Origin of the sequence: Nocardia sp. NPDC051990 (genome assembly GCF_040680755.1) — a bacterium.
GTDB lineage: Bacteria > Actinomycetota > Actinomycetes > Mycobacteriales > Mycobacteriaceae > Nocardia.
The window spans coordinates 51883-67727 of the sequence record NZ_JBFAXH010000001.1; the positions used below are offsets into that span (position 1 = coordinate 51883).

A 15845-nucleotide genomic window follows, 5' to 3' on the forward strand; every position below is an offset into this window, starting at 1 on the left:
CTGCGCCTAGTCAGCTCGGCGCGCACCGCCGCACCAGCGGCAGGTACACCTCGTCGACGATCTCGATGAGCACATCATCGGGTGCGGCGGGGACCCCACGCAGCACGAATTCGTTGCGCAACAAGACGATTGCCACGGTCGGCGACCACGCTTCAGCGCCCCTGCGCCCTGCCTGGATTCCTGGGAGATATCAGACCGGCATCAGACTTCGTTGTCGAGGGTCAGCACGACCAGCGGCAGCGGCCGGTCGACCTTCGACTGGTAGTCGGCCAACAAGGGGTTGTTGGCAAGCGCCCATGCCGCGAATTCGTCGTAGTCTGCACCCTCCAGCGCACGACCGGTGGCACGGTAGGACTTGCCACCCAGTTCCACCGCCACCTGCGGAGTGGCTTTGACATTGTGGTACCAGGCCGGGTAGCGATCCTCGATGAACGAACTGATATACAAGGTATCGTCGCGGTAGAGCGCGCCAAGCGGAACCACATGCGGCTTACCGCTTCTGGCGCCGGTGGTAGTGAGCAGCAGCAGCGTCGCACCGTCGTAGGCGCCGCTCACCTTGCCGGCATTCGCACGGAATTCGCTGATGACGTCGTCGTTCCAATTCGCCATCTCCGCATCGGAGAACTTCTGGTTCCACGGGGCGTCTGGATCGTCGTAGGAGGCTATTTCACGCGTATTCGCTTCGGGCGCACCCGGTTCAGTGTTACTCACGCGAGCCAGTATGCACGCACCCACCGACACATTCCGTGCGGCGAATCCTGGCGAATCCGTGGATCGGATCGTTGATCGATCGAGAGGTTGTGGGGTCGCGGGCCGGTGGGCGGCGGCCGAATCGGCAGGTGCGGGTGATCTGGGGATGCCGAACTGACCATCGACGCGGATGGCGTGTGGACCCAGCACATCTGGGAGTGGTACGGCAGTGGGCCGGCGCTGGGTGAGGTGGAACGCGCGCGGGTGCTCATCACGCTTATCCCCGATCGCTTCCTCGCCATCGCGAGCGTCTGACCTGCCCGAAAATTTCCTGCGGAAATTCGCGGAGATATGTCGTAGGCATCGGGGTGGCTCCGACCGAAGGGTGACAGTTGGTCATCACCAAGCCAAGGAGCCCACTATGTCGGTCAACACATTCTTCTGGTTCGACAGCGACGCCGAGGAAGCCGCCACCCGCTACACCGCACTGATCCCCAACTCCCGCATCGTCGAGGTCACTCGCCACCCCGATGGCACGGCGTTCTTCGTCGCCATCGAACTCGACGGTCACCCGTACACCCTGATGAACGGCGGTCCAGGGCATCCATTCACCGACGCCGCGTCGATCCAGGTCAACGTCGATACCCAGGCCGAGGTCGATCGCCTGTGGGACGCCCTGGTCGACGGTGGTGCGCCCGGCCCGTGCGGCTGGCTCACCGATCGCTACGGCCTGTCCTGGCAGATCGTCCCGGCCGCCCTGCCCGCCCTGCTGAATGCTGCCGACCCGACCAAGGCCGGCGCGGTCGCGATCACGCTGCGGTCCATGACCAAGCTCGATATCAAGGTTCTGCAGGACGCGTACGAGAATGCCTGAGACCGGGCACCCTGTCTGATGGCCGGGCACCCGCCGACACACGGGGTGCCCGGTCAGCTCGGCGTCGCGCGCCGAACCCGCGACGCCGTACTCCCCCGCGCCACCTGTCATCCCCGCGAGCTCTCGTGTCACCGCCTCGGCGAGCGCGGCGATCATCCGCACACCCCTGGTACCCCTGGTGCCATGTGCGACCAAGACCAGGGCCGGAGCCGTCACCAGCTCCCCGCGGTCTGTACGTACCTCGGTGCGCGGGCCGGAGTGGCGATGCCCGCGACCGACGCACGGCCATCAGCGGCGGTGCGTGCAGAATCAGCGGCGCAATCAGCGGCGTCCAGCGCCAGTCGGTAGCCCCGTTTGACCACGGTCTGAATAGCTTTCGGGGTGCCGAGCCCGGCGCGCAGCCGCGCGATCGCGGTCTCCACGGCATGAGTGTCGTCACCGCCACCGGGCAGCGCCGCGAGCAGATCCTCCCGGGACACCACCCGGCCGGGCTGCCGCGCCAGCGATCGCATCAAGGTCATCGGCGCGGGCGCGAGCTGACGCACCGAACCGTCGACCACCACACACGTCCCGCGCACACTGATGGTGTGTCCAGCGGCCTGAATCCGATTGGCGCGCCGCGGCAATTCCTCGGCGACGTGTCGGGCTAGCGCACCGAGGCGCGCCCGTCCGGGCATCGAGGTGGCCACCCCCAGCTCCTCCAGCGGAGCCGCGGTGATCGGTCCGACGCAAGCGGGCAGCACCTGGCCGCGCAGCGCGTGCAGCACCCCCTCGAGCAGTCCGGTTTCCTTGGCGCGCATCAACATCGACGCCACGGCGGGCGCACTGGTGAAGGTCACGCAGTCCAGGCTGGCGGTGACGATGGCCTCGATCAGGTGATCCATCGGGCTCTGATCATCCGGTGGCACCCACCGATACACCGGCACTGGAACGACATCCGCACCGGCACAACGCAATACCTCACAGAAGTCGGGTACCGGCTCCCATTCGGTCGTCGCGCCGTGCAATTGGACGGCGATCCGCACACCCGCCACGCCCTCGGCGAGCAAGTGATCGAGCACCTCGGCCGAGGATTCGGACGCGGGCGACCATTCCTCACGCAGTTCGGCGGCGCGGATGGCGCCCTTGGCCTTCGGCCCACGCGCCAGCATCCTGGTGGACGACAGCGTTTGCCGCAGATCCTCGGCAATGCCCCACCCTTCGGCCGCTTCCATCCAGCCGCGGAATCCGATGCCGGTGGTGGCCACCACGATCCGCGGCGGATCGGCCATGAGCACTCGGGTCACCCGCTCCAGCTCGTTGTCGTCGGCCAGTGGGATGATCCGGATGGCGGGAGCGACGAGGATACCGGCGCCCCTTCGGGTGAGCAGCGTGGCGAACTCATCGGCCCGCCTGGCGGCCGTGACACCCACCGTGAAACCGGCCAGACAGGCACCCGTATCGATTGTCGTCATGCCGATCCACCATCCGTGGCGACGAGCGCGGCATCGACCGGCTCATTGGAAACCGAAACGATGCGATCGTCGACGCGCACCGCGTACACCGGCAGCGTCACCAAATCGTCGTCCAGGCAGTGCCCGTCCAGCAGCGAGAACGCCTGCTTCAGCAGCGGCGAGGCCACGACCGGAATACCGCCCCGGTCACCGACGATCCCGCGCGACAGCACTGCCGCCCGGCCGATCGGATCGATATTGCCGACGGCGGCGAGGGTGCCGTCGGTCATCAGGAACAGAGCGGCCTGACGGCCACCCTTCAGCAACACCGCGACGCCGCGGCCGGGAATCAGGTAGTCGAGTCGGCACGCCCGCGTCCAGCCCGTGGTGGTAGCTGTGGCAATGCCGGGAGTATCCATCACGGTCATCGGTGTCATCCTCCAAACGCCTTACCCATTGGTACCGGCGTTCTGTTTCTTCGGGGTTAAGCGGCTATTTCCCGCGTATGGCAACCGGGATTTCCGGCATGCCGAGCAACACCGGCACCTCGGCCAACGCGATGGCCGCCGCATCCCAGTGCTCGATGTTGTGGTTACACGTCAGCGTGCTCAACAGGGGCCTCCCAAAATCGGTTAGCCCCAAGGTAGGAAACGGGTATTGCCGAAATGCTGCCCCAAACGACCGTCAAATCAACGGTTGCTCACGATTACCGGGTAAGCCGGGTGAGTTTCAACGAAATATTTCGGGCATGTGACACACCGATTTCCGCGCATCACGAACAGCCGATCTTCGAAGTAATGGCCGGTGAGGTGTGCCGCGCAGAGCATGCTCGCCTCCGCACACCCTCGCAATTCGAACGGTGTGAACGCTCGCCGAGCGAACTGATCTCGCAGGCACATGGGTAACTCATCGGGTACGCCCCAAAACCAGCCGCGCAGGACCTGAGCGCAAGCCGTGCGGCTCTTGCCTGTCTAGCCTGAATACGGGGAGCGGCGGACGCGCCTGTATCAATTCCAGGTGTCTTCGAGCATGCGTGGTTTGCACGCCTGCCACGCGCCGGTGAGCAGCACCAGCACCGCGATGACCAGCATCGCGAACGGCGCGGCCCAGCCGTCGGTCGCACCGCGCAACATGCCGAACAGCACCGGACCGACGCACGCCACCGCATAGCCGACCCCCTGAGTGAAGCCCGACAGCGCCGCCGAACCCTGCGGGGTCCTGGTGCGCATATTGATCAGTGTCAATGCCATCGGGAAGGTGCTCGGGCCCAGGCCCAACAGCACGACCCACAGCAGCGGCACACTCATCGGCGCGATCAGCAGTCCGGCGAATGCGGTGAAAAAGAAGACGGCACAACCCACTACGAACGGGAACGGATTGCGGAACCGCGCGACCACCGTCGGTGCGGCGAACGCCGGCACCAGACCCATCAGCGCGAACAGACCGACCATGGTTCCGCCGAATCCGGCACTCGCACCCGCCTCGGACAAGATCTTGGGCAGCCAGGTGAATATGGCGTAGGTGGTCAGCGAGGTCATGCCGAACATGCCCGCCATGCCCCAGGCCACCGGCGAACGCCACACCTTGCCCTTGGGCTCCTGCGTCCGCGGCGGCAGCGCGGTGCTGTCGACCCGATCGTGGCCGCGGCGATCGCGCAGCACACCGAGCCACGGCAGTGCGGCCGCGAACCCGAGAATTGCCCACAGTCCCAAGGAGATCCGCCAGCCGTGCGTGTCGGCGACGGGCACCGCGAGCAGCGCGGGCACCACGGTGCCGATTTGGACCATGGTGATATACAGCGAGCTGACCATCGCGAGCCGGTCCGGGAAATACCGTTTGACCACCGGCGGAATCACCACATTGCCGATGCCCATACCGCCGAGCGCCAGTGCGGAGAAGATCAGCAGTTCGGCCGTGCCGCCGACCACCGCCCGGATCAGCATGCCGAGTCCGGCCATCAGCATCGCGACCAGCGCGGTGCGCTCCAGCCCGATTCGACGCGCGAAAAGCGGGGTGAGCAGACCCGAAACCGCGAACATCAGCGTCGGGATCATGCCGAAGACACCGACGACGGCCGTCGAGTAACCGATATCGGCGCCGATGCGCTCGGCCAGCGGCGTGAATGCGGTGACGGCGACCCGGAGGGTGAGCGCGGACATCACAATGGCGGCGAGGACAAGCAGCCGGCCTTCGGTCAGTGCACGTTTGCGCCGCTCGACCCGGACGCATTCCGGGCGAACCGTGGTTTCCGGGAGAGTTGCAGACACTTGCGAAATCATAGGATGACCCGATGACAGGGGGCAAGGATTTGTGATGAGCGGTACTCTGATGCCGTGCAACCCGTCCGGCGGACCAGCCTCATCGCCCAGGTAACCGAGCAGCTGCGTGCCGAAATTCGTTCCGGCCGTTGGCCTATCGGCTCCCGAATCCCCACCGAACCAGAGCTGACCGAGCTCAGCGGAACCGGGAGAAATACGGTACGCGAGGCGGTGCAAGCGCTCGTCCACGCCGGGATGCTGGAGCGACGCCAAGGCTCGGGCACCTATGTCATCGCGGCCTCGGAGGTCGGCGGCACACTCGCCAAGTACTTCGCCGACGCGGAGGAACGCGATGTGCTCGAACTGCGGATGGCCATGGATACCAATGCCGCGGCATTGGCGGCGCGCCGACGCGACGAGACCGATGTCGCGAATCTGCGGCGACTGCTGGAGGAACGCAGCCGGCAGCACTGGGACGAACAGAACGTCGCGGCGATCGAAGCCGATGTGGAACTGCATCGCGCGATCGTCGTAGCCAGCCATAACGCGGTATATCTGGAGTTCTACGATTCACTGCTGCCGATTATCGAACAGGTGATCCGGGCGCGATCCGCGAAATCCGACGATGCCTACGATGCGGAGCACAATGAATTGGTGCAGGCCGTCATCGATGGCGATCCGGAACGAGCGGCTCAGGCCGCACGCTGTTTCCTCGCCTCGCTGATCGCCGAATACCCGGATAGGTAGTTCTGGTCGAACGACCGAAACCCTTGCGCCCGACCAGGTAACCAACAGGTCACCAATCGGCTCACCACGGTGTGAAAGAAATACGCCGCCGAACACGGACTCGACCGCACCGACGCCTCGGCCTCGGCCAAGCGTCAGGCCGGTGCCGCGATCGGCGCGATCGGCGGCTACCTGCTCCAGCAGGCACTTCGCCTGTCCAACATCAACTTCCACAGCATGAACCCGGCCTTCTGGGCCTACTCGGGAACCTTCCTGGTCATGGCTGCGGTCACCTGGTTCTTCTACCTGCGCTCCTCGTTCGCCGTGACCCGCGTCCCCTCACTGGCCTACGCCAACGTCTAACCACCGCACCCGGTAGTCCCGAACGCCGCGCCGCAAGAGGTCCCCAGCGCGGCATTCGGCCGTCCACGAGTCGAATCACATTGCTATGGTGGATATCACGCCGAGTCAGTAGGCAGCACGAGGGGGCCCCGGCGAGATGGCACACGTCCGCAACACCAAGGCATCCGATCTCGACGAGCTGAATTCGCCTGATGCACAATGCTTCCCAGTCGACACCACCCTGCTCGACCACCTGATATCGCTGCTACGGCGTTCCGGCAATGGGAAACCGCCTATCGACCCAAGTTTTTTCCCGGGTCGATCAGTCATCTGTCCGAGCCCATCGGTGAGCGACGGCGGCCGAGGAAGCGATCCCGCGACTGAGCTTCGGCGGTCTCGGCCCCGCGAGCGCGTCGGGGCTTTACGCTGGACAGCAGACTCACACCGGGAGAGGTGAGCATTGGATAACTCCAAGGGGGCGGGGGAACCGGTATTCCGGACCGCACGATTGGCGGATCTCGACGATATCGCCGCGCTGGAGCGGGAGCACTTCGGCGATCTGTGCTACCCGTATGTAACGCTGCGACAACTGTTCGACCTGCACGGACCCGATTGGGTGGTGGCCGAAATCGGCGGCAGAGTGCGCGGCTACGCACTCGTCGGCGTCGGTACCCGCCGACGCGGCTGGGTGATGGGTCTCGCGGTCGCACTGAAGTACCGCAACCGCGGCCTCGGCCGGGCGCTGCTGGACCAGGCTGTGACGAGTTGCCGCACTGCACAGGCAGATTCGGTGTACCTCACGGTGCGACCAACCGATCAGCGCACGGTCAAGCTGTACAAGAACGCCGGATTCCATTGGGCCGGACACGAACAGCGCTACTTCGGCGCGAACGAACCGCGAGATGTTCTGGTGCACCGCATCGATCACTGGCCGACCACCTCGCAGCTCCCCGGACCGAATGACAAGCGGTGGCTCAAGGGCGGTCGAGCACCGGATTGATAGTCGAATCACGTTGGTATGGTGGATATCACATCGAACGTGACGGCTGCACGGGGAACACACGATGACCGAATACGCGGGCTTATCCCAACTACCACCTGCGGTGAATTCGATGACGATGCTGATCGATCGGCATGCCGACCGGTATGCCGGTGAGATCGCCGAATACTTCCAACAGGCCGGCGCCGGATCCGAACAGCGGCTACTCGACACCTTCAACACCCACGTCGAGACATTGGAGCTCGACTACGACCCGGTAAAGATTTCCCAGCCCGGCGACAGCCTGGTCTTCTCCCATATCTACGAGGTGGCGGAGGAACCCGCCGGGGACGGTGACGGACCCCTGCCCGCGTTGACAGCTCTGCTCGCCGCCGAGGTCGAATTCCGCGGCCCACGACGGCTGAGCCGCACTCAGAACAACCGGATCGCCCAAACCTATGAGCATCTCGGCCGCGCGCTGATCGCCGTCGACCTGCCCCAACATGCCGTACTGGCTTTCAAACGCGCGGTGGGACTGCACCGTGTCGAGGAGGATTTCGATGCGCAGGACCGCTGCGGACACGCCTTGGCACAGGCTCGCTGCCGCGCCGTCGATCCGGCCTGGAAGCGGATCCCGCATTGGACCCTGGAAGGGTTGTGCGGCTATGGTTTTCGGCCGTTCCGCCTGCTCTGCTGGATCGCCGCCGTCCTGCTCATCAGCACCGTCGTGCTGTGGGCCACCGACGGCCAGCCCATCCCGACCGCGCTACACATGTGCCTGATCAACTACCTGAATCCACTCGGCCTCGGCGATCTGGAGGACATCAGGGGCGCCGGACGGACACTTCTGACCATCGAGGCCTACGCCGGACTCGTGCTCAACTCGCTGTTCTTCGCACTGCTGGTCCGGCGATGGTTTCGAATCTGATGCCGCCGCGGCGGCTAATCCGCGCTGTAGTCCTCGGTGCCGATCCTGGTGTGCCGCACCGCATCCAGCGTCGCCACCAGCACCCGATTGCGTAGTTGATCGATCAAGGCCCGCCGTCCCGCGGTGAAATCCGGATCGGTGTTCAGCTGCGTCCAGAGTCCGCGCAGCGCCGGTGGCGTATGCGCGCCGGGCACCCACAGATGTGCCAGGTGGTGCAGCACCGGGGCCAGCACCGCCACCGATTCCGCACTGCCCGGTGCGAACAGATCGGACTGCTCCAGCGCCGCGGCGGTGATCGACAGCAGCCAATCGTGCACCGCGAGATCCTCACAGAACCGCTGCACGTCGGCCAGTTCCGCCTCGGTGCGCACGGTGATCAGCGCGGTGCGAACCGTATCGTTCTGCATCCGGAACCACACCACCGGCTGCGCCGGATCGCCGATCCGCGCCGCCCAGCGCAGCCTGGTCGTCCCCGATTGCACCGGCGTGTTCTGGTCCAGGCGATGATCCATCCGGATGCGGCCGAGCAGCCGATTGGCGATCGACGCGAGGTCGAGGGTGCCCACCGGCGGCGGGCCGGCGGCCAGGAAGCCCTCGACCAGCCGGGCGCCGGTTTCCGCGGTGACCTTGGTGATCACCTCGGATATGCCGACCTGGCTCAAATAGTGCGACCACGTACGGCGCTGATCGCCAACGGCTCGAACGACTCTGGTCTGCGCCGAACTCTGCAGCACCCGCCCACCGACCACGACCGCATGCATTGCCACCGTGCCGATCGCCCGCACATCGGTATGCGACGGAGCAGCCAACCGACAATCCACCCCCTCGGCGATGGTCGGCGACACCGCAAGCGACATCGGCCGCTCCCGCCATAACATCGGACGGCCCGGCACCAGCTCGAGCAGTTCCTCGAGATCACCGCGCGACAGCGGCGTCGCCGCGGGCAGCAGGCAGGTGTCCACCTCACCGAATACGATCAGCGGGCCGACAGGTGTCCTGGTCTGCGCCGCACCCGCGCGCTCCAGCAGGCGCACGGCTCGGCCGCGGCGCAGCTGCCGCAGGTGCGGCGTCGAGCGGGCCGTGCGCACCCGGCGCGCGGCCGCATCGTTCGGTTCGTTCACGTCAGGATCCGTCCAGCAGGAAATGGGTGAGGCGTTCGGTCACCTTGCGCGATACGGCGATCCCCTCCTCGTTACCTCGGGCGACGATCTGATCGACCACTTCATCGTCGAGTTGGATGTGATCGAGTATTACTCGCACCGCGTGCTCGATACCCAGATATCGCTGCGGCAGCAGCGAAAGTGACCGATATGCGGCAAATGGTTTGGCCCGTGGATTCAGCTGCACCACCGCGGGCATCTCCCACCAACTGCCGGGCCATGGTATACCCGGCTCCCACGGCTGCGGCTCGACCACCGGCATACCGTCGAAACGCAGCATGCCCAGTCGCAGCAACTGCCAGACGGAGGCCAGATACGGGCAGGACCATTTGGTGAATACTTCCTTGCGCCCGTTTACCTTTCGGGTCTGCTTAGTCCACATTTCGACATCGAGAAAAATCGAATGCTCACGCCGCCCGAACTCCTCGGCCGGTTCGTACGGCTCGTCGTGCATGGCCTGTTCCGAGGGATCATCGGAAGCACGTCGGCCATTGCACAGCCAGCCGGATTCGGCGGTCGGTGGCCTGCGGCCGTTCGCACCCTCGGGCGGTTCGGCCACGATGCGGGCGCGAACCAACTCGGCCAACTCGATACGCGGCGCACTCACCGCGCCGTATTCGGCTGCCGGAACCTCCCAACAGCCGGCCTCGCGCGCCAAATAGTCGATGGCCAAACCGCATTCGTCGGCATTGTGCAGCAATGCGTCGAGGATTTCGCCGGGATTGGTATCGGACCGAAAATAGTCGTCGACCAGAAAGCAGGTGCTCACCCTGGCACGGGGACCGAATTCGATTTTCGCGGCCTCGGTGAATGCCGCGACCAGTGGCACGATCCGACGAAACTGCGCGCGAATCTTCTCCTGACCATTGGCCAGATCGTGCATATAGAAATGTCCGACCTCGATCGACACATGGGACAGTGGCACCCTGGCGACGCGCGAGTGCTCGGTGGCTTCGCTGTACCCTGCTGCATGCTCCATGTGCTCGAAATCCCTTTCCAGGATGGTGTTCTCGAGTTCGATCGATTCAGATTCGGCGCCAGGTGGCTGGATCGAGCACGCGATCGGCGAGCGTGTCGAAGGCCTCGACGGTTGCCTTGTTGGCAATTTCCTTCTGCACATCGATATCCAGGATCAGCTGTTCGCGCCACTGCAAAACCGGCTCGACCGGGGTCTCGCCGAGCATCGCGCTCGCACCGACCTTGTTCGTCGATGCCAGCCGTTTCAACATGGAGTCCTGCTGGTGCAACCAAGCCGCCTGCGGCCCAGGGGATTCGGTCGCCTCGTTCAATTGCGGCACTGCGGTGCGCACGTATCGGATGTTGTCCAGCAGCACCTCGCGATCGTGGCCCGCGCCCTCGCCACAATCGAGCAGTCCATACCCGCCGCGCACCAGACCGTGTGCGGCGATGATGTGCTGACGGGTCCAGCGATGAAATACCAACCAGCGCACTGTTCGCCCGGCCAACTGCGGCAAAGCCGTTGCCTTGAGCGCGATTTCCATCGCCACCGAGCGCCCCGCGCTGAGATCGACAATGCAGACGTCGAAGTCCTGATCGAGCTCTAACAGCAACTTGGCGCAGTTGTCGAGGGCGCGGTCATCGATCTTGGCGAACTCCGCGCCACCGGCATCGCCCGGCAACAAGAACAGTTTGCCGGTTCGCGTGCGCATCTTACGCAATTCGCGTCGATCGGTGTTGTCCCGCACGTCGATTCGGGCCGGCACGCCCGCCTTACCGAGCAGATAGGAGTGCAGCCCGTCGCCACCGGAGATACCGCGCTCGGCACCGCTGATCTCGAAAAGCGCACCCGCGGTGGGGGAACCGAAATCGAAATCGAGATAGGCGACCCGCTTACCCCGCACACACATTCGATAGGCGAGATTGCAGCTGGTCACCGAGCGGCCGGTGCCGCCCTTGTCTGAGGTCGCGAACACGATCATGCGCTATGGGTTCCTTGTCGCGTCGCGGCGGCCGGTGGCCAGTCGGTCGAGCTCACGCAGCGCGGCGAAGGCGTGCACGAAGGTGGTTGCGGAATCGTTGCGCACCAACCGCCTGGCCTGGTCGATATGGTCCTCCACGCGATCGAGCGTGGTCCGATTGCCCGAGGTGTCATCGATGCTCACGCCGAGCATCTCCTGATCGAACCGATGCTCGGCGGTATTCAGCATGAGCCGCGCGATCTCCTGAAGATCCGGCCAGTTGGGCGGCGGTTCGCGGTAGGTCCGGTCGGCGACCACCAGACATTCGATGACGCGTTCGGTCATGTACCAGGACGGTTTTGTGACCTCGACTGCGCCGTTCTCCCCGAACGCACCCGCCGGGTCATCCCACAGCCCGGGTGCTCCGACGCGCAACATGCGCCGATCCAGATGCTCCATCACCGATTTTGCCAATTCCATCAGCTTGTCGCGGGCCGCGACATTGTTGGACAGCCTGGCCGTCTGCAGCATTCGCTTGAGCAGCACCGCCGAGAAGTCCGAAACCTCCCACTGCAGCGTCGGTCCGTCATCGACGACCTCACTGCCCCGCAGGGTCAGCCGCACGCCGGGAGTGTGCATCGCAACCGCAGGATCCTCGCGCATGGTCCGCCGAATGATCCGGCCTCGGCCGGCCAATTCGTCGAAAATGGCCACGGCCCTTGTCAAATCATCATCGGAAGCGGTGCGCGCGACCAGATCCTGGATCAGTACCGCGGATACGATGAGACTGAAGTAGTCCGACTGCTCGCCATCGGAGGTACGCCACGGAATATCCTCCAGCGGCCAACTGCCGGAGCCGAAGCGCGCGACCGTCGACCAATAGCGCTGGGTCAGCTCCCAGCGGGTACGCAGCGCCTGGGCCAGCCGGTGCTGCTTCTCGTCGAGCAGACCGAGCTCACCGGTGCGCGGGGAGACCAGGTCGTTGATGCCGTCCAGCGCGACGACCGTGAAATAGAGGTATGGGCGCGGATCGGCGATGCCCTTCTGACTCGCGATCTGCGCCTCGACGAAGTCGACCTCGGTGGCGTCGCGCACCACACCCCAACTCCACCCGCATTCGAACAGCAGATTCTCGTTCTCGAGTTCCTTGACCGTTTCCTCCTGGCCGAGGGTGACATCGCTACGCAACCGCGCCCGCACCCGTTCCAGACTGCGCCGCACACCATCGACCATGGCCTGCTCGGGCTCGCCGGTCTGGTTCAGCATTTCCAGAATCGCCTGTCCCTCACGGGATTTCGGCTTCACAGTATTGACGACGAAGCTGCGAACCAGTCCGGTCATTGCCGCGGTGAGCCGCGCGCTGAGCTGCTCGGTGAGACCATCGATCCGCTGCGTCAGCTCCCCCGGTCGCGCCCAGCCGCGGAACGCACGCAAGAAACGCAGGCCGGCCATACAGACGGTCAGCGACATCGAGTACGAGTCGACGACTTCGATGCCGCGCTGCGCCGCATTGGGTTCGCGCTCATCGGTAGAGCGCAGATAGCTGTCCGCGGAGAAATTCGGCTGCCCGTCGTTTCGCGTGTTCCGCTCGATATACCGTTCGAGCAGCCAGACCATGAAGCTGCCGATCTGCGTCGGACCGCCGAGCGGTTCGAGGACCGAACTGACGTCGTCCTCCATGCGATCCGGATTGTCCAGTGCGAAGGTATCGATCTCGGTGGCCGGATACAGCAGGCAAAGCAACTGCTCGGAGTCGCTGATGGAGTTGGCGTCCATCAGCCCGTCCCAGCGCCAGTCCGTACCATCCCAGCACGCGGCGAGCATCGCGCGCCACACATCCAGAATCTGTTGTCTCGGTTGGATTCTCACCTGCTGCCGTCCTCACCCCATGTCGCAGGCGCGCCGGTCCTCACCGCGTCCACGAACGTCAAATTAGCACGGGCACAACGCTTACGCTGGCTCCACGAGGGTCCGATCTGGTTCCATTCCGGCATCGGTGGAACCGGTCGCGGGCCGTCCGAACACGGGCAACCGCAGAGCATCCAGCAGCCCGCAAAGCAGGTAGAGCAATCGCCGCCTGACGGCGGTCGTCCGAGCATAGAACAATCGACGCAGCACACGGCGCCGGATCAGATAACCGGGCGATCACACGGTCGGGACGAAACTCAGAGCATCAGGCGAACCATATCCGCGGTCCGCGCCAATCCGGGAAACGCTTCGGGGGTCGAGCGGGGGTGCAGCGCATGCACAGCAAGCCGAAACATGACCGCGCGCAACAACATTTGCGGCCACTCGGCCAAATCGGACCAGCGGTCGAGCAGGCCGTCGTCGGCGCCGCCCCAGGCGAGTGCGTCGACGACGATGACACCGGCGGCCCATGGTGCGGGGCGCCAATACGGAGTGATGTCGGTCAGGCCCGGGGTGAAGACTCCGGCGAAAAGTACCGTTCCGAACAGGTCTCCGTGCACCAGTTGCGCGGGGGTCTGGACCGGTTTGCGCAAGGTGGCCAGTTGGCCGATCAGTTCCATACTGCGTTGGCCGTCGGGGGAGGTTGCCGGAGTGATGCCACCGGTGCGCAGACTTCGCAGCGGTACCGGCTCCCAGGCGGCGCGGTCAGCGGCGACGAAGACGTCGACATCGACCCAGGGGGCCACCGGCGGCTGGACCAGGAAACGCGGTCGTTCGAGCTGTGCCGTGGCCTGATGTAATCGCAGCGATACCGAAACGACCTCGTCGTAGCGCGGCTCGGGCACACCTTCCAGGTAGGTGTCGGCGCGCCAACCGGATACCACATAGCGGCCGTCGGTGGCCCGCACGGGGCGGGCCAGACGTAGGCCGTCCACCTGCAGGGTTTCGCGGACCTTCGCCGACCATGCCGCCCTGGCATGATCGGCCACCGGGCTCAGCACGACGTCACCGAGCCGCCAGCCGCCGTCCCAGTCTCCCAGCGAAACCGGCGTCACTTCGCGCAGACCGAACGTGGCGCGCACGTGCTCGGGGGGTTCCACAGAAGTCACGGCCGTACGGTACCTGTGTTGAATTTGGCACGCCTGCGGCGCGCCGTGTGCTCTGTCGTTGGCAGCGCCTTCGGCGCTGCGTGTTCGCGGCCCCCTGCAGTCTCGCGTCCGAGCCGTCGAGACATACGACTGCGTCGTATGCGCTTCGACGACTCGGCTGTGTTCGACGGCCGCGCCTTCGGCGCGGACGCGAGACGGGCCGCGAGCGGGTCGCTCGTAAGACTCGCTCCGTGGTGGTTACGCCGCGAAGCAACCTCTTGGCCGAGTACCCGGTCTAGTACACCGGCAGTGACTTGTCGACCTGATTCGCCCAGGCGACGATGCCGCCCTGCATGTGCGAGGCGTCGGAGAAACCGGCGTTCTTCAGGACCGCGAGCACCTCGGCCGAGCGGATACCAGTCTTGCAGTGCAATACGATCGGCCGGTTCTGCGGCAGATCCGACAGCGCCTCACCGGAGAGGAAGCGATCCTTCGGAATGAGTTTGGCGCCCTTGATGTGCACGATGTCCCATTCGACCGGCTCGCGCACGTCGATGAGCTCGATTTCCTTGCCCGCGTCGAGCAGCTCTTTGAGCTCGCGCGCGGTGATGGTCGAGCCCGCGGCGGCGGCTTGGCCCTCCTCGGACACCACACCGCAGAACGCCTCGTAATCGATCATTTCGGTGATCTGCTGACGCTCCGGATCGCGGCGTAGCTTGATGGTCCGATAGTTCATATCCAATGCGTCGTAGACCATGAGACGGCCGAGCAGCGGCTCACCGACGCCGGTGATCAGCTTGATCGCCTCGGTCACCATGATCGAACCGATGGACGCGCACAGCACACCGAGCACACCGCCCTCGGCGCACGAGGGCACCATGCCGGGCGGCGGGGCTTCCGGGTAGAGGTCGCGGTAGTTGATGCCGCGGCCGTCCGGTGCGTCCTCCCAGAAGATCGAGACCTGCCCTTCGAAGCGGTAGATCGAGCCCCAGACGTACGGCTTGCCCGCCAGCACCGCGGCATCGTTGACCAGGTAGCGCGTGGCGAAGTTATCGGTGCCGTCGACGATCAGGTCGTATTCACCGAACAGTTCAACGGCGTTGTCGGGCTCCAGGCGGATCTTGTGCAGCCGCACATCGATGCCGGAGTTGATCTCGAGAATGGAATCGCGCGCGCTATCGGCCTTCGGGCGGCCGATATCGGATTCCCCGTGGATGATCTGGCGCTGCAGATTGGAGGCGTCGACCTCGTCGAATTCGACAATGCCGAGCGTGCCGACACCGGCGGCGGCCAGATACAGCAGCGCGGGCGAGCCGAGCCCGCCTGCGCCGATCACCAGCACCTTGGCGTTCTTCAGCCGCTTCTGCCCATCCACCCCCAGGTCCGGGATGATCAGATGACGGCTGTAGCGGGCGATCTCGTCCTTGGTCAGCTCCGCGGCCGGTTCGACCAGCGGCGGCAGGGACTTCGGTGATGACACGTCCAGGGCTCCTCGAATCAATTGGCCGATCGCACTGTGGTGGCTCAGCGCCTAAATAAT

16 protein-coding genes and 1 pseudogene are annotated in these 15845 nt (G+C 65.0%); 5 read left to right on the forward strand and 12 right to left on the reverse strand.

Annotation, left to right across the window (positions count from 1 at the left end; all coding sequences use genetic code 11):
- Positions 1–10: 10 nt before the first annotated feature.
- Positions 11–136 carry a hypothetical protein gene (locus AB0L63_RS00235; RefSeq protein ID WP_364494046.1) on the reverse strand — a complete coding sequence of 42 codons (126 nt, stop codon included), beginning with the start codon at positions 134–136 and terminating at the stop codon, positions 11–13.
- Positions 137–201: 65 nt separating this feature from the next.
- Positions 202–711 (reverse strand): nitroreductase/quinone reductase family protein, encoded by a 510-nt coding sequence (locus tag AB0L63_RS00240; protein ID WP_364492644.1) that lies wholly within the window; start codon positions 709–711, stop codon positions 202–204.
- A 400-nt stretch (positions 712–1111) separates the two neighbouring features.
- Here AB0L63_RS00240 and AB0L63_RS00245 point away from each other — a divergent pair, with 400 nt between their 5' ends.
- Positions 1112–1564 carry a VOC family protein gene (locus AB0L63_RS00245; protein WP_364492646.1) on the forward strand — a complete coding sequence of 151 codons (453 nt, stop codon included), beginning with the start codon at positions 1112–1114 and terminating at the stop codon, positions 1562–1564.
- Positions 1565–1681: 117 nt separating this feature from the next.
- Here the strand turns inward: AB0L63_RS00245 and AB0L63_RS00250 are convergent.
- The 4 genes and pseudogenes from AB0L63_RS00250 to AB0L63_RS00265 all read right to left on the reverse strand — a co-directional run.
- Positions 1682–1780: pseudogene (locus tag AB0L63_RS00250) on the reverse strand (sirohydrochlorin chelatase); the annotation flags it as partial.
- A complete protein-coding gene (locus AB0L63_RS00255) occupies positions 1777–3018 on the reverse strand; it encodes a uroporphyrinogen-III synthase (protein WP_364492648.1) in 1242 nt (413 codons plus the stop codon). The gene AB0L63_RS00255 and the pseudogene AB0L63_RS00250, both read right to left, overlap by 4 nt.
- A complete protein-coding gene (gene nirD / locus AB0L63_RS00260; protein WP_364492650.1) occupies positions 3015–3425 on the reverse strand; it encodes a nitrite reductase small subunit NirD in 411 nt (136 codons plus the stop codon). The genes AB0L63_RS00255 and nirD overlap by 4 nt, the downstream gene beginning before the upstream one ends.
- A 579-nt stretch (positions 3426–4004) precedes the next feature.
- A complete protein-coding gene (locus tag AB0L63_RS00265; protein WP_364492652.1) occupies positions 4005–5264 on the reverse strand; it encodes an MFS transporter in 1260 nt (419 codons plus the stop codon).
- Between the two features lie 66 nt (positions 5265–5330).
- Here AB0L63_RS00265 and AB0L63_RS00270 point away from each other — a divergent pair, with 66 nt between their 5' ends.
- The 4 genes from AB0L63_RS00270 to AB0L63_RS00285 all read left to right on the forward strand — a co-directional run bounded on the left by AB0L63_RS00270 (position 5331) and on the right by AB0L63_RS00285 (position 8230).
- Positions 5331–6002, forward strand: coding sequence for an FCD domain-containing protein (locus AB0L63_RS00270; protein ID WP_364492654.1), 672 nt, complete (start codon positions 5331–5333; stop codon positions 6000–6002).
- 216 nt (positions 6003–6218) lie between these two features.
- Positions 6219–6344 carry a hypothetical protein gene (locus AB0L63_RS00275; RefSeq protein WP_364492656.1) on the forward strand — a complete coding sequence of 42 codons (126 nt, stop codon included), beginning with the start codon at positions 6219–6221 and terminating at the stop codon, positions 6342–6344.
- Between the two features lie 439 nt (positions 6345–6783).
- On the forward strand, positions 6784–7323 hold the full coding sequence (locus tag AB0L63_RS00280; protein ID WP_364492658.1) for a GNAT family N-acetyltransferase: 540 nt from the start codon (positions 6784–6786) through the stop codon (positions 7321–7323).
- Between the two features lie 64 nt (positions 7324–7387).
- The gene (locus AB0L63_RS00285; protein WP_364492660.1) at positions 7388–8230 is read left to right on the forward strand and encodes a hypothetical protein; all 843 of its coding nucleotides are present in this window, start codon (positions 7388–7390) and stop codon (positions 8228–8230) included.
- 14 nt (positions 8231–8244) lie between these two features.
- Here AB0L63_RS00285 and AB0L63_RS00290 read toward each other — a convergent pair whose 3' ends face one another.
- From AB0L63_RS00290 to moeZ, 6 genes are all read right to left on the reverse strand, one after another.
- Positions 8245–9351, reverse strand: coding sequence for an SCO2521 family protein (locus AB0L63_RS00290; RefSeq protein WP_364492663.1), 1107 nt, complete (start codon positions 9349–9351; stop codon positions 8245–8247).
- A 1-nt stretch (position 9352) separates the two neighbouring features.
- Positions 9353–10369 (reverse strand): SCO2522 family protein, encoded by a 1017-nt coding sequence (locus tag AB0L63_RS00295; protein ID WP_364492665.1) that lies wholly within the window; start codon positions 10367–10369, stop codon positions 9353–9355.
- A 46-nt stretch (positions 10370–10415) separates the two neighbouring features.
- Positions 10416–11330 (reverse strand): SCO2523 family variant P-loop protein, encoded by a 915-nt coding sequence (locus tag AB0L63_RS00300; RefSeq protein ID WP_364492667.1) that lies wholly within the window; start codon positions 11328–11330, stop codon positions 10416–10418.
- A 3-nt stretch (positions 11331–11333) separates the two neighbouring features.
- Positions 11334–13178, reverse strand: a complete 1845-nt coding sequence (locus AB0L63_RS00305) for an SCO2524 family protein (RefSeq protein WP_364492669.1) — start codon at positions 13176–13178, stop codon at positions 11334–11336.
- Between the two features lie 296 nt (positions 13179–13474).
- Positions 13475–14326: a TIGR02569 family protein gene (locus AB0L63_RS00310; RefSeq protein ID WP_364492671.1), complete on the reverse strand. Its 852-nt coding sequence runs from the start codon at positions 14324–14326 to the stop codon at positions 13475–13477.
- Positions 14327–14600: 274 nt separating this feature from the next.
- Complete coding sequence (gene moeZ / locus AB0L63_RS00315; RefSeq protein ID WP_364492673.1) at positions 14601–15785, reverse strand: adenylyltransferase/sulfurtransferase MoeZ; 1185 nt, start codon at positions 15783–15785, stop codon at positions 14601–14603.
- Between the last annotated feature and the right edge of the window lie 60 nt (positions 15786–15845).

Coding starts and splice junctions, on each gene's coding strand:
- AB0L63_RS00245 (WP_364492646.1), top strand. CDS start 1,112: ATGTCGGTCAACACATTCTTCTGGTTCGACAGCGACGCCGAGGAAGCC.
- AB0L63_RS00255 (WP_364492648.1), bottom strand. CDS start 3,018: ATGACGACAATCGATACGGGTGCCTGTCTGGCCGGTTTCACGGTGGGT.
- nirD (WP_364492650.1), bottom strand. CDS start 3,425: ATGACCGTGATGGATACTCCCGGCATTGCCACAGCTACCACCACGGGC.
- AB0L63_RS00275 (WP_364492656.1), top strand. CDS start 6,219: ATGAACCCGGCCTTCTGGGCCTACTCGGGAACCTTCCTGGTCATGGCT.
- AB0L63_RS00285 (WP_364492660.1), top strand. CDS start 7,388: ATGACCGAATACGCGGGCTTATCCCAACTACCACCTGCGGTGAATTCG.
- AB0L63_RS00295 (WP_364492665.1), bottom strand. CDS start 10,369: ATGGAGCATGCAGCAGGGTACAGCGAAGCCACCGAGCACTCGCGCGTC.
- AB0L63_RS00300 (WP_364492667.1), bottom strand. CDS start 11,330: ATGATCGTGTTCGCGACCTCAGACAAGGGCGGCACCGGCCGCTCGGTG.